We start from the raw sequence: 14,056 nt of genomic DNA on the forward strand, positions 1-14,056 counted from the left end.
CCGCGATGCGGTGTGTCAGCAAAAAACGTATTGCCTGAACTGTCGCCATCGCGGGCAAGCGCGCTCCTACAGAAAAAACCATTCATTCAGATAGTTTTTTTATGTTTGACAGGCGCCCGATGGACATCACTGGCAGGCCTGCTGCGGCTGGCGTATCCTTCGCGCCTCTGTGACGTATCGAGCGTCATCTACCGAAACCTCCCCCTGCTTTTTTCGGAGTCTGCTGAATGCTTTCTGGTTGGCTGCGCGCCTGTGCGCTCGTTTTAGTTGGGCTGGTCAGCGTTTCGGCGCTCGCTAATGAAAAACAAAAGACTGCGATCGTGGTTGGTGGTGGGCTTTCGGGCCTGACAGCTGCGTACGAGCTGCAAGCCAAAGGCTGGCAGGTCACGCTGCTGGAAGCCAAGCCAGCGCTGGGCGGCCGTTCCGGTCTGGCTACCAGCGAATGGATCGGCAATACCAAGGCGCAGCCTGCGTTGAACCAGTATCTGGAGCGCTTCAAGCTGGCCACGGTGCCTGCGCCGGAGTTTGTCCGCACGCCGGGCTACCTGATTGATGGCGTTTATTTCAGCAAGGCCGATCTGGCGCTCAAGCAACCGGCGACCGCCGAGGCGATCAAGCGCTACGAGGAAACCCTCGACAATCTGGCGCGCTCCATCGACAACCCGGAAAACCCGGCGGCCAACAGCACACTGTTTGCACTGGATCAGATCAACGTGGCGAACTGGCTGGATCGTCTGACCCTGCCAGCCACCGCTCGCCAGTTGATCAATCAGGAAATTCGCACCCGCTATGACGAGCCGTCGCGCTTGTCGCTGCTGTATTTCGCACAGCAATCCCGGGTCTATCGCAATGTTGACGACCGTGATCGCCGTGCAGCGCGTCTGCCAGGTGGCAGCGCGGTACTGGCTGAAGCGTTCGCCAAGCAAATCAAAACCATCAAGACCAACTCACCGGTTTCCGCCATCGTTCAGGATAAGGACGGCGTAACGGTCAAGGCGGGCGCAGTCGGTTACAGCGCTGATTACGTGGTGCTGGCCGTGCCGCTGCGCGCATTGAGCAAGATTCAGATGACGCCTGCGCTGGATGCCCAGCACATGGCGGCGATCAAGAGCACCAACTACGGTTGGCGCGACCAGATCATGCTCAAGTTCAAGACGCCTGTCTGGGAAAGCAAGGCCCGCATGTCTGGCGAGATCTTCAGCAACACCGGTCTGGGCATGCTGTGGATCGAGCCAGCAACCAAGGGTGGCGCCAATGTGGTGATCAACCTGTCCGGCGATAACGCGCGGATCATGCAAGCGTTTGGTGACAAGCAATTGGTGGATCAGGTACTGATTCGCCTGCACACGTTTTATCCACAGGCTCGTGGCGCTTACACCGGCTACGAGATTCGTCGTTACAGCGTCGATCCGTCCACTGGCGGTTCCTATCTGGCATTCGGACCGGGGCAGATCAGCAAGTTCTGGCGTGTGTGGGAAAAGCCGATTCAGCGCGTAGCCTTTGCCGGTGAGCACACTGATACGTTGTACCCTGGCACGGTTGAAGGCGCGTTGCGCACAGGCCAGCGTGCCGCCAGTCAGGTCCAGGATCTGGCCGCTGGCAAGTCGTTTGAACCTGTGAAAATCGTCCCTGCGCCAGCACCTGCAGTGAAGAAGGACGAAGGTGGTTTCTTCAGTAATATGTTTGGCGGTTCGTCTGACAAGGCTGAAGCCAAAAAGCCTGAGCCAGCCAAAGCGGCTGATGCGGCCAAAGCTAAAGAGAAAGGTGGCTTCTTCTCGTGCTGGTTCGGCTGTGCTGAAGAGCCTGTCGCCAAGCCCGTCGAGAAAGCTCCTGAGCCAGCACCTGCTCCCGCTCCTGAGGCTGTAGCTCCGGTGGTTGCGCCTGTCGTTGCTCCGGTCAAAGCTGAGCCTGCCAAGGTAGAACCCGCTAAAAAGGCACCGGTGAAAAAGGCTGAGCCTGCCAAGAAAACTCAGACCAAGGAGCCTGCGAAAAAAGCTCCTGCCAAAACCCCGGCTCAGATTGAAGCTGACAAGAAAGCAGCTGCTGCCAAGGCGAAGGCCAAAGCTGCTGCTGAGGCTAAAAACTGATCGGACTGAAGTAGTAAACAAAAAAGGGCGCGATCTTGAGATCGCGCCCTTTTTCGTTTTGCTATTTTTAGGTTTGTTACCGGCAAACTCAACTTCTGAAAGAAATGCCCCTTCTCCCTGACTTTGCACTGTCTTGCAGAAAACGGATACCTGTAGGAGCGCGCTTGCCCGCGATTGGGTTTTCAGTCGATGAATATATCGCCTGTGCTCACGCGATCGCGGCAAGCGCTCCTACGGGTCGGTGTTGGCGGGAGGAGGCAATGCCTACAAAAATCTGGAAACCGCTTATTTTGCGCCCGTCGTCGCGAAGCTCTTGGCGCCTTCAACACGCCGATCTTCTTTGAGAACCCACTGCGGTTCGCTTCTGCACTTGTACTTCACGCCTTTACGTCGCGTGATAGTGCTCACCTTGGTCATGCATTCTTCCCGGGATGCGTAGGCGTCTCCTGCCTTTCGCTCTTCCACACAGCCTTCCATACCACTGCACATTGTCATAACGACAAAATAAACAGTCATCATCGCGGTGTTGCTCCATTGATCGATGCGATCTAAAAGTCCTGCTCCGGTGCTCGTTACTGTCTGAAGACGGGTTGCAGTGATTGATTTGGGCTCGGTGCAAGAGAGGCACAGGCTCATCCCTTGTAGGCCTGTGGGAGATGCTGAGGCTTATTCAGATCGGCCACAATGGCCTAATGCTTCCATCTGTCGGAATAACGTCACTCATTGCGAATTCATTGGATGGTGTCATTTTAATGAACATGAATTTAGTCATTAATTTGACCTTTTGAGGGTTTTTAGGCTTCTTTGACGGGAGGTCAAGCAGGTAGTGCATCGGCCGAGGATTGAGGGCGAAGTGCCGCTCATCGCAGTTGAAAGGCCGATGGTCATGGCAAGGTTTTGTTACGAAGCAATTCTCGCGATGCTGGGCTTGAGTAGTACGCGGGTTATCGCTTTTTCGTCTATCAATGACAGTCAGCATTGAATGCGGACGCGGCGATGAAGATGATGAAAAACGTAACAATCGTATTATTCGATACTTCAAAGCGAAATTTTGCGCTTTCATTCGATAGATAAAAAGCTAGTCTGGCATCAACTCCTACAGGGTAATGGCAATGCAGGTACGCAACTCATCCTCTCGCTACGGTCTGGTCAGCATGGTGCTGCACTGGGGCGTTGCTGTTGCAGTGTTTGGTTTGTTCGCGCTAGGGCTGTGGATGGTAGGTCTGGATTATTACGACACGTGGCGTAAGGCCGGGCCCGATTTGCACAAAAGCATTGGCATCACGTTATTCGCCTTTATGTTGTTCCGCATTGTCTGGCGCCTGCTCAGCCCGCCGCCGCCGTCTCTCGCCAGCTATGGCAAGTGGACGCGAATCGGCGCGCACGTTGGGCATATGTTTCTTTATGTCGGTCTGTTTGCTGTGATGTTCGCCGGTTACCTCATTTCCACCGCCGACGGCGTGGGGATCCCGGTATTTGGTCTGTTTGAAATACCTGCGCTGTTTAGCGGTCTGCCTGATCAGGCCGAAACCGCTGGCTGGATTCACTTGTACCTGGCTTGGGTGCTGGTGGTCTTCGCAGGGCTGCATGGTCTCGCTGCACTGAAACACCACTTCATTGATCGCGATGTGACCCTCAAGCGTATGCTGGGTCGCGCTTAATTGTTCAACCAAAACGGGAATAAAAGCATGTTGAAGAAGACTCTCGCCGCACTGGCTCTTGGTACTGCACTGTTGTCTGCCGGTCAGGCGATGGCCGCTGATTACGTGATCGACAAAGAAGGCCAGCACGCTTTCGTTGACTTCAAGATCAGCCACCTGGGCTACAGCTTCATCCACGGTACGTTCAAGGACTGGAGCGGCAAGTTCAGTTTTGACACTGCCAAGCCTGAAGCAAGCAAAATCGACGTTGAGCTGAAAACTGCCAGCCTGTTCACCAACCATGCTGAGCGTGACAAGCACATCAGCAGCAAGGACTTCCTGGACGTTGCCAAGTTTCCTGAAGCCAAGTTCGTCTCTACCGCGGTCAAGTCTACCGGCGCAAAAACTGCTGACGTGACGGGCGACCTGACCCTGCACGGCGTGACCAAGCCGATCGTGATCAAGGCGACTTTCAACGGCGAAGGCAAGGACCCATGGGGCGGCTACCGTGCCGGCTTCAACGGTACTTCGACGCTTAACCTGAATGACTTCGGCATCAAAGGCCCAGGTCCTACCTCGCAAACCCTGGACCTGGAAATCAGCTTCGAAGGCGTTCAAGCCAAGTAAGCTTTCCGGTTGATCAAAACGCCGACCTCAGGGTCGGCGTTTTTTTTGTCTGAAATACAACGATTGACTGTGGGAGCGAATTCATTCGCGAAGGCGGCGTCTCAAACGACGAATATGCATTGGATGTACTGGCCTCTTCGCGAATGAATTCGCTCCCACAAGGATCGGCTTCAACAGGGTTTCACACACAAAAACGCCCCGAACCAGTCGGGGCGTTTTTTGTTCCGGCCTTGCTTAACCTTCGCGGTTGCGGGTCAGCAGGGCTGGCTTTTCACCGCGTGGGCGGGTTGGCAACTGATCGAGTTGTTCAGCGGACGGGAACCGGTCGCTTTTCGACTCTTTGTGCATGATCTTCGGTTGCGGCTGGCTCTGGCTGTCGCGAGGACCGCGAACTGCCGGTTCCTGACGGGCCGAGTCATCGCGTGCCGGGCGGCGGTTGCGCGGGTTCTCGTCACGGCGAGCCTGGCCATCGCGTGGAGCACCGTTACGAGGGCCGTTGCGCTTGGCTGGTGGCGTACCGGTGGATGCACCACCGCCACTGCGCGGACCACTTGGGCGCGGGGCGCGAGCGGCTGGAGCAGCGCCGGTACCCGTGCTGGCTGCCGGAGCGCCAGGACGACGACCGCGGCTCTGGTTCTTGTCCTTATACGGACTGACGTAATCAGCGCGGTTGCCGAAGTTATCCACTTCGTCATCCAGAAACTCGTCCGGGGCGCGATCTGCAGCCGGGCGCGGTGCAGCTGCGCGAGGATTTGACGCACGCTGTTCGCGAGCCGGAGCACCTTCACCGCGAGGCTTCTGTTGTTCACGCGGCTTGCGGGCCGGACGTTCACCAGCAGCGGCTGCCGGTTTTTCCTTGCCCTTATCTTTGCCTTTGTCTTTGCGACCACCGCCACCGCCGTTCGGACCATCGCCACGAGGTCCGCGCGGATTGCGTGGGTTACGCACGTCCGGACGCTCGCGAACTTCAGGCTTCTCGGCTTCTACTGCGGACATGTCGAAGCCCATCAGATCGCCATCGGCAATCTTCTGCTTGGTCATGCGCTCGATGCTTTTGAGCAGCTTTTCTTCGTCCGGAGCAACCAGCGAAATCGCTTCGCCGTTACGGCCTGCACGGCCTGTACGACCGATGCGGTGAACATAGTCTTCGTCTACGTTCGGCAGTTCGAAGTTGACCACATGCGGCAACTGGTCGATATCCAGGCCGCGAGCGGCGATGTCAGTCGCAACCATGATGCGTACTTCACCGGCCTTGAAATCGGCCAGCGCTTTGGTGCGAGCATTCTGGCTCTTGTTACCGTGGATCGCCACAGCGGTAAGGCCGTGCTTGTCCAGGTACTCGGCCAGACGGTTTGCACCGTGTTTGGTGCGAGTGAAGACCAGCACTTGCTCCCAGGCACCCTGAGTGATCAGGTGCGCCAGCAGCGAACGCTTGTGGTTGGCGGGCAGGCGGAACACGCGTTGCTCGATACGCTCGACCGTGGTGTTCGGCGGCGTGACTTCGATGCGCTCCGGGTTGTGCAACAGCTTGCCTGCCAACGCTGTGATGTCGTTGGAGAACGTCGCCGAGAACAGCAGGTTCTGACGCTTGGCAGGCAGACGTGCGAGCACTTTCTTCACGTCGTGTACGAAGCCCATGTCGAGCATCCGGTCGGCTTCATCGAGCACGAGGATTTCAACGTGGGACAGGTCGACGCTGCCTTGACCGGCCAGATCGAGCAGACGGCCAGGGCAGGCCACCAGCACGTCTACGCCACGGGCCATGGCTTGAACCTGTGGGTTCATGCCGACGCCACCGAAGATGCAGGCGCTGACGAACTTCAGATCGCGGGCGTACAGCTTGAAGCTGTCATGCACCTGAGCGGCGAGTTCGCGAGTCGGGGTCAGGACCAGTACGCGGGGTTGGCGCGGGCCGTGACGTTGAGATTTGTCCGGATGACCGTTGGGAAACAACCGTTCCAGAATCGGAAGGGCGAAACCACCGGTTTTACCAGTACCTGTCTGGGCGGCAACCATCAGGTCGCGACCTTGCAACACGGCGGGAATGGCCCGCTGTTGCACCGGAGTAGGCTGGGTATAGCCCGCTGCCTCGATGGCGCGGACTAGAGCCTCGGAGAGACCGAGGGAAGCAAAGGACATGAGTAATCCTGTTTTAGTTAGAGCTTATGCTCAAAGGGAAGTCTTGCCTGGCGCGAATGGCGTTCAGGCTTCGTCGAAACTGCCTGAGCGTCGATCATGCCGTTCGGTGAACAGGGTGATCGCGGCTCGGTGTTTTCGTTCAAGCTTTGGAGAACGCAGTCCCGTCCGGTCCTGCTGGGCCTTCAGTGCATCTCGTGACGCTGCGCAATAAAAGAAGATGCGCTATTGGCGTGATCGAGGAGCCTGAAACAAGACCGAGCATCCGGGCGTAAGCCTGGCGGGAAGGCCGGAGTATAACAGAGCAAACGCCAAGCGCTGCTTTCCTGCTGCTCAACGGTGCCATTAGTTGAGCGCGGAGTACAGCAGGTTATCGCGATTATCGGGCAGAACCCTGCATCAAATGCGCGTGAACAGCCTCTCGGCGCCGCCCGAGCAATGTGCGAAGTACCCAGTGATTCAACCACTGCTCAAGTTGCACGGATTCCATCGGCCGCTTTTGGCGTTTTTCAGCATTTTCTCGAGCTTTGTCCCACCATACTGTGCAGCACGCTCGATCGAATTCGTTGCTATGGGTGTAGCAGCCGTAAAGGATCTCGAGGGCAAACTGACGTTGCTCGCGTGGCGCGAACAGCGTCGCCGTTTTGTACATCGAACGCTGCCAGGCGGGCGGACGTGGCACCACGGTACTGACGCGCTGGGTAGCGTCCAGCGCTTTATCGTGGGCAGGATTATCTGCGTGCTCCAGTAACCATGCGTTTATCTTGGCTCTGAACAGTTGTTTGCGGCTCCAGTAATGGTAAACGAGGTCCGTACACTGTTCGATCTGCTTGTTGTTGTACGCAGCCATGCCAAGGCAGAACTCTTCGAGGCTGTAGGCTTTATTGGCCAGCGGATAAAACTCGTCCATCAGAGCAATGGACCTGTCCAGCAACTGGGCGTCGTCCCGGGTCAGTCCAATCACCCCGGAATTGATCATGGGCATCTGATCGTCAGCAAGGCCTCTTGACTGCAGTGTCGGCGCCAGCGCCTTGTAGAGCTTAGATTCCCGGTTCGAGCCGTAACTTCCTGCAATCGCATTACAGAGCAGCGTGCCAGGTTTTACCCGATCGAAAAGCGCGTAGGGAGTGGTGTTGAAAATGGTGTCTGTATCGATCAGCAATGCGCGCTCATATTCATCAAGCACAAGGCGCACGACGACATGCTTGGCCCGGAAATGATAGCCATGCGGCTCGCTCCATGCCTTGCGGGTTTCTGCATCCAGGGTACGGATATGGACCGGTAGATTCTGGTAGGGCAATGGGTCGTCAGTGAACACCTGGATGTCGAATGCCTGAGCCGGCTGCTGACGCTTGCAAGCCAGGGCACTGGCGATGCTGAAGACCGCCTCCTGATGGTAGGTTTGAGCGCCGAACACCAGATAGATGAGTTGCGGCGTTGAGGTTTTATTTTCAGATGGTAAAGTCAACGACATACGTCCAGGCAATCGTAGGTCTTGGCACTCAAGACCTACACCGTAAAAAAGCCGCGTATCTTAACGCGGCAACTTCAGGTTGTTCCAGACCGCCAGGCTCGGTTCAGCCTGGTTCAGGGTATAGAAGTGAAGCCCTGGCGCGCCACCTTGCAGCAGGCGTTCGCACATCTCGGTAATGACCTGTTCGCCAAACGCCTGGATGCTTTGCACGTCGTCGCCGTAGGCTTCCAGTTGCTTGCGGATCCAGCGCGGGATTTCCGCACCGCAGGCATCGGAGAAGCGCGCGAGCTTGCTGTAGTTGGTGATCGGCATGATGCCCGGCACGATTGGCAGGGTAACGCCTTTCTTCTGCACGCGTTCCAGGAAGTGGAAGTAGCTGTCGGCGTTGAAGAAATACTGGGTAATTGCGCTGTCGGCACCGGCCTGGGCCTTGTGCACGAAGTTCTTCACGTCGTCATCGAAATTGCGCGCCTGAGGGTGCATCTCAGGATAAGCCGCTACTTCGATGTGGAAATGGCTGCCGGTTTCTTCACGAATGAACGAAACCAGGTCGCTGGCGTAGCGCAGTTCACCGCTGGACATGCCCATACCCGAGGGCAGGTCGCCGCGCAGTGCAACGATGCGCTTGATACCGGCTTCCTTGTATTGGTTCAGCAGAACGCGCAGGTCATCCTTGCTGTCGCCAACGCAGGACAGATGCGGTGCGGACGGTACTTTTACTTCGTTTTGCAGCTGCATGACGGTGTTGATCGTACCGTCGCGCGTGGATCCACCGGCACCATAAGTGCAGGAGAAAAAAGCGGGGTTGTAACTGGCTATCTGACGAGCAACGTTCAGAAGCTTTTCATGGCCAGCCTCGGTCTTCGTCGGGAAGAATTCGAAGCTGAAGCTGCGGTCTTGGGACATGGTGGAGGGAACCTCCAGCTACAAGCTGCAAGCTAAAAGCTGCAAGAGGGCAATGCGCCCAATCTTGTCACCAAAGCTTGCAGCTCACGGCTGCATAAAAACGATAAAGAAACAAGCGCCAAGCCCAAGCCACAAGTAAATGAAACGCTTTTACTTGCCGCTTGAAGCTTGAAACTTACCGCTGCTTAGTAGCGATACGCGTGCGGCTTGAACGGACCATCAATGGTCACGCCGATGTAGTCGGCCTGGGTTTTGGTCAGTTTGGTCACAACGCCGCCGAAGCCGCGAACCATTTCCAGGGCCACTTCTTCGTCGAGTTTCTTCGGCAGTACTTCAACGGTCAGACGCTCGGCTTTTTGAGCCGGGGACAGATCGGCATACTTCTGACCGAACAGGAAGATCTGCGCCAGAACCTGGTTGGCGAACGAACCGTCCATGATGCGGCTTGGGTGACCAGTGGCGTTGCCCAGGTTAACCAGACGGCCTTCGGCCAGCAGGATCAGGTAGTCGTCGTTCTGGGCATCGAATGCGCCAGGGCCGGTACGGTGGATCTTATGTACCTGTGGCTTCACTTCTTCCCATGCCCAGTTCTTGCGCATGAAAGCGGTGTCGATTTCGTTGTCGAAGTGACCGATGTTGCAGACCACAGCGCGTTTTTTCAGCGCTTTGAGCATGTTCGAGTCGCAGACATTGACGTTACCAGTGGTGGTCACGATCAGGTCGATCTTGCCCAGCAGTGCTTTGTCGATGCTTGCTTCGGTGCCGTCGTTTTCACCGTCGATGAACGGCGAAACCAGTTCGAAACCGTCCATGCAGGCTTGCATGGCGCAGATCGGGTCGACTTCGGTGACTTTAACGATCATGCCTTCCTGACGCAGGGATTGAGCCGAGCCCTTGCCCACGTCGCCATAACCGATAACCAGTGCTTGCTTGCCCGACAGCAGGTGGTCAGTACCACGCTTGATAGCGTCGTTCAGGCTGTGACGGCAGCCGTACTTGTTGTCGTTCTTGCTCTTGGTCACCGAGTCGTTGACGTTGATGGCCGGGATTTTCAGCTCGCCTTTGGCCAGCATGTCCAGCAGGCGGTGAACGCCAGTGGTGGTTTCTTCGGTCACGCCGTGAACGCGGTCCAGGATGGCCGGATATTTCTTGTGCAGCAGCTCGGTCAGGTCGCCGCCGTCGTCGAGGATCATGTTGGCATCCCAAGGCGCGCCATCTTTCAGGATGGTTTGCTCAAGGCACCACTCGTATTCTTCTTCAGTCTCGCCTTTCCAGGCGAAAACAGGGATACCGGCAGCAGCAATGGCAGCAGCGGCCTGGTCTTGAGTGGAGAAAATGTTGCAGGACGACCAGCGAACTTCGGCACCCAGGGCAACCAGGGTTTCGATCAGTACGGCAGTCTGAATGGTCATGTGTATGCAGCCGAGAATCTTCGCGCCCTTGAGCGGTTGCTCGCCGGAGTATTTGCGGCGCAGGCCCATCAGTGCAGGCATTTCGGATTCAGCGATGATGGTTTCGCGACGGCCCCAGGCAGCCAGGGACATGTCGGCTACTTTGTAGTCGGAAAAATCTGCGGGCGTAAGTACTGCACTCATTAGAGAGTCTCCATTCGTAGTGTGCGAATGGGCGCCGTTGTGCGTTTAAGGTTCGACAGGGACAACCCGGTCAAACAACGCCCCATCCGAGCCTGACAGGAAAACCTGCTGCAGCGCCCCTCGGACAGGTGGCGGGAACGGTATCAAGTGAAGATGACCGTTTTGAAACGGTGGGGATTATAGCCAAGCTGACTCATCTTCCCAATGTTTTCTATCGGCGGATGCTCGGCTAACTTCAATCTGATGATTGAAAAAGTGCATTAAAGCGGACGGAGGGTACGGCTGTAACGTGCTCAATCCAGCGTAGCCTTATCAATTCAATAGAGGGCGATGACTGTGCTGATATCAGCTGTGTCTGCCATGATGACCGGCATCAATCCGCAGACGATCAGGAGCAGACATGAACTTCCACACTCGCAAGTGGGTTAAACCTGAAGACCTCAACCCCAACGGCACCCTGTTCGGTGGCAGCCTGTTGCGCTGGATCGATGAGGAAGCAGCGATCTACGCCATCGTGCAACTGGGCAACCAGCGCGTGGTGACCAAGTACATTTCAGAGATCAACTTTGTCAGCGCTTCGCGTCAGGGCGACATCATCGAGTTGGGTATCACCGCCACCGAATTTGGCCGCACTTCGATCACCCTGACCTGTCAGGTCCGCAACAAGATCACCCGCAAGAGCATCCTGACGGTTGAGAAGATGGTGTTCGTCAACCTCGGCGAAGACGGCCTGCCAGCGCCACACGGCAAGACCGAAATCACCTATGTGAAAGATCAGTTCAAGGAAGAGACGGTAGACGGCTGAATGCCTGCGACCCACATCCGGTAGGAGCGAACTTGTTCGCGAGACGATATTCCTGTTTTCACAGTAGTTGCGCCTCACCAACAAGTTGGCTCCTACCTGCAAATGCGTGGTTAAGGCGGGGCGCTGACTGCCTGCGACCCACATCCGGTAGGGGCGAACTTGTTCGCGAGACGATGTTCCTGTTTTCCCAGTACCTGCGCCTCGCCAACAAGTTGGCTCCTACCTGAAAATGCGTGGTTAGGGCGGGGCGCTGACTGCCTGCGACCCACATCCGGTAGGAGCGAACTTGTTCGCGAGACGATATTCCTGTTTTCACAGTAGTTGCGCCTCGCCAACAAGTTGGCTCCTACCTGAAACTGCGTGGTTAAGGCGGGGCGCTAACTGCCTGCGACCCACATCCGGTAGGAGCGAACTTGTTCGCGAGACGATGTTCCTGTTTTCCCAGTACCTGCGCCTCGCCAACAAGTTGGCTCCTACCTGAAAATGCGTGGTTAAGGCGGGGCGCTGACTGCCTGCGACCCACATCCGGTAGGAGCGAACTTGTTCGCGAGACGATATTCCTGTTTTCACAGTGGTTGCGCCTCGCCAACAAGTTGGCTCCTACCTGAAAATGCGTGGTTAAGGGGGGGCGCTGACTGCCTGCGACCCACATCCGGTAGGAGCGAACTTGTTCGCGAGACGATATTCCTGTTTTCACAGTGGTTGCGCCTCGCCAACAAGTTGGCTCCTACCTGAAAATGCGTGGTTAAGGGGGGGCGCTGACTGCCTGCGACCCACATCCGGTAGGAGCGAACTTGTTCGCGAGACGATGTTCCTGTTTTCCCAGTACCTGCGCCTCGCCAACAAGTTGGCTCCTACCTGAAACTGCGTGGTTAAGGCCGCGCAGTCGCCTTCATGAACTCACCCAGCGGTTCAGCATAAAAGCGAGCCATGTTGGTCGTACCGTGCCCGCGGGTCTCCGCGCTGGCAGGAATCAACACCAGACGCGCGTTTTTCAACTGAGCGAGTGATTTCTGCATAGTCCCGGTCTCAGGTGGATTACGCTCGTCGTCGGCACTGTTGATTGCCAGCACCGGCGCTTTGATTGCCGATAGCTTTGGCGAGACATCGTAGTCCGCCGAGGACTGCCATTGGTAGATGAAATCGTTGGCATCCCCTGGCAGCGGCGCTGCCAGCTTTTCATCAACCAGTTTGTCTGCCTGAGCTCGCGTTGGCGCCAAAGCCTGATAAGCAAGGGTGCCACCGCTGGTACCGAAGCCAAACATCACGTTGGCCAAGCGCAACGAAGGCGGCGGGCTGGTGTAGTTGCCTTCGTTCCAGGCCGGGTCCTGCTTGATGGATTCGATCAACATGCGCCGCATGATCCAGTTGCGCGCCGACATCGCGGTAGGTTGCGAAGCCATCGGTACCAGCGCGTCCATCATGTCTGGCCATTTCTGGCCCCACATCCAGGTCTGCATGCCGCCCATGGAGTTGCCCATGACCAGCCGCAAATGCTTGATGCCCATGCCTTCGGTCAGCAGGCGATACTGCGCCTCGACCATGTCGTCGTAGTTGTAGGCGGGAAACTTCATGCGCAAACCGTCAGAAGGCTTGCTCGACTTGCCGACGCCGATGCCATCGGGCGCGACGATGTAATACTTGCTGGCGTCCAGAGGCTGCCCCGGACCAAACAGCTCACCCCCGAATTCCTTGCCCAGCATGTCACTGGCCGGACGATTGGTGCCGTGCAGATAGAGTATCGCCGGGTTCTTGGGATCGCCCACGGTGATATAGCTCATCCGCAGGTTATCCAGTTTTTCGCCGGTATGGAAAGTGAAGCTGGGGGCTGTCCATACCGCCTCAACTGCGGCTGGAACACTCGCCGCGAAGGCCATTCCCGTCTGCGCCACGATCAGCAGCGCAGCGCACAGGCCACCTTTGAATCCTCGCATGTTCAGTTCCTCTTTTTGTTTTTATGAGGTGTAGCTATTGCCAGGGCTGACTGTACTCAGCGCTTGAGGCTCTGCCAATCGCGCAACCATTGCAGGCCGGTGCTGGTGTCGCCTTTGGGGCGATATTCGCAGCCAATCCAGCCGGTGTAACCCAGGCGATCGATTTCTTCGAACAGCCAGTTGTAGTTCAACTCGCCCAGATTCGGCTCGTGTCGATCCGGCACACCGGCGATCTGGATATGGCCAACGCCAGCGAAATCGCGACGCAGTTTTGAGATCACATCGCCTTCGACGATCTGGCAATGATAGAAGTCGAACTGCACCTTGAGGTTGGCAGCGCCCACTTCTTTACAGATGGCTTGCGCCTGATCCTGACGATTCAGGAAGAACCCCGGCATGTCACGGGTATTGATCGGCTCGATCAGCACCGTGATGCCTGCCTTGGCGGCTTGTGCGGCGGCGTAGGCGAGGTTTTCCAGATACACCGCCTGATGGCGTGCACGAAGCTCTTCACCGGGCAACAAACCCGCCATCACGTGAATCCGGTCGTTGCCCAGCACGTTTGCGTATTCCAGCGCGCGGGCGATGCCGGTACGAAACTCTTCTTCACGACCTGGCAACGAAGCAATGCCTCGTTCGCCTGCTGCCCAGTCACCCGGCGGTGCATTGAACAGCGCTTGCACCAGTCCGTTGTCACTCAGGCGCTGCTTGAGCTCCTGAGTGCTGTAGTCATACGGAAACAGATACTCGACGGCGCCGAAACCATCGGCGGCCGCTGCGCTGAAGCGCTCGAGAAAATCATGTTGCGGGTAGAGCATGCTGAGGTTGGCAGCGAAACGAGGCATGTTAACT

Annotated in this window: 11 protein-coding genes and 1 riboswitch; of the genes, 4 read left to right on the plus strand and 7 right to left on the minus strand. The window is 56.9% G+C overall.

Annotation, left to right across the window (positions count from 1 at the left end; genetic code table 11):
- The first annotated feature begins 227 nt into the window (after positions 1–227).
- Positions 228–2,087 carry a flavin monoamine oxidase family protein gene (locus tag AO242_RS04630; protein ID WP_099267859.1) on the plus strand — a complete coding sequence of 620 codons (1,860 nt, stop codon included), beginning with the start codon at positions 228–230 and terminating at the stop codon, positions 2,085–2,087.
- 285 nt (positions 2,088–2,372) lie between these two features.
- Here the strand turns inward: AO242_RS04630 and AO242_RS04635 are convergent, their stop codons facing one another.
- Positions 2,373–2,723, minus strand: a complete 351-nt coding sequence (locus AO242_RS04635; protein WP_141562183.1) for a hypothetical protein — start codon at positions 2,721–2,723, stop codon at positions 2,373–2,375.
- A 476-nt stretch (positions 2,724–3,199) separates the two neighbouring features.
- On the opposite strand from AO242_RS04635, the gene AO242_RS04640 reads away from it, so the two are divergent.
- On the plus strand, positions 3,200–3,748 hold the full coding sequence (locus AO242_RS04640) for a cytochrome b (RefSeq protein ID WP_099267861.1): 549 nt from the start codon (positions 3,200–3,202) through the stop codon (positions 3,746–3,748).
- Between the two features lie 27 nt (positions 3,749–3,775).
- Complete coding sequence (locus AO242_RS04645; protein WP_099267862.1) at positions 3,776–4,354, plus strand: YceI family protein; 579 nt, start codon at positions 3,776–3,778, stop codon at positions 4,352–4,354.
- Positions 4,355–4,588: 234 nt separating this feature from the next.
- On the opposite strand, the gene AO242_RS04650 is transcribed toward AO242_RS04645, so the two are convergent.
- The 4 genes from AO242_RS04650 to ahcY form a co-directional block, all read right to left on the minus strand.
- The gene (locus AO242_RS04650) at positions 4,589–6,493 is read right to left on the minus strand and encodes a DEAD/DEAH box helicase (protein WP_099267863.1); all 1,905 of its coding nucleotides are present in this window, start codon (positions 6,491–6,493) and stop codon (positions 4,589–4,591) included.
- A gap of 376 nt (positions 6,494–6,869) precedes the next feature.
- Positions 6,870–7,958 (minus strand): hypothetical protein, encoded by a 1,089-nt coding sequence (locus tag AO242_RS04655; protein WP_373562191.1) that lies wholly within the window; start codon positions 7,956–7,958, stop codon positions 6,870–6,872.
- A 66-nt stretch (positions 7,959–8,024) separates the two neighbouring features.
- Positions 8,025–8,870 (minus strand): methylenetetrahydrofolate reductase [NAD(P)H], encoded by an 846-nt coding sequence (gene metF / locus AO242_RS04660; RefSeq protein ID WP_027902554.1) that lies wholly within the window; start codon positions 8,868–8,870, stop codon positions 8,025–8,027.
- A 185-nt stretch (positions 8,871–9,055) separates the two neighbouring features.
- Complete coding sequence (gene ahcY / locus AO242_RS04665) at positions 9,056–10,465, minus strand: adenosylhomocysteinase (protein WP_099267865.1); 1,410 nt, start codon at positions 10,463–10,465, stop codon at positions 9,056–9,058.
- Positions 10,466–10,487: 22 nt separating this feature from the next.
- A riboswitch (S-adenosyl-L-homocysteine riboswitch) is annotated at positions 10,488–10,593 on the minus strand.
- A gap of 272 nt (positions 10,594–10,865) precedes the next feature.
- Between ahcY and AO242_RS04670 the strand changes: the two genes are divergently transcribed.
- Positions 10,866–11,270 carry an acyl-CoA thioesterase gene (locus AO242_RS04670; protein ID WP_099267866.1) on the plus strand — a complete coding sequence of 135 codons (405 nt, stop codon included), beginning with the start codon at positions 10,866–10,868 and terminating at the stop codon, positions 11,268–11,270.
- Between the two features lie 872 nt (positions 11,271–12,142).
- On the opposite strand, the gene AO242_RS04675 is transcribed toward AO242_RS04670, so the two are convergent.
- Positions 12,143–13,204, minus strand: coding sequence for an alpha/beta fold hydrolase (locus AO242_RS04675; RefSeq protein WP_099267867.1), 1,062 nt, complete (start codon positions 13,202–13,204; stop codon positions 12,143–12,145).
- Between the two features lie 56 nt (positions 13,205–13,260).
- Positions 13,261–14,049, minus strand: a complete 789-nt coding sequence (otnI, locus tag AO242_RS04680) for a 2-oxo-tetronate isomerase (protein ID WP_099267868.1) — start codon at positions 14,047–14,049, stop codon at positions 13,261–13,263.
- Positions 14,050–14,056: the final 7 nt, after the last annotated feature.

It is taken from the genome of Pseudomonas sp. ICMP 561, from assembly GCF_002699985.1.
Taxonomy (GTDB): Bacteria; Pseudomonadota; Gammaproteobacteria; order Pseudomonadales; family Pseudomonadaceae; genus Aquipseudomonas; species Aquipseudomonas quasicaspiana.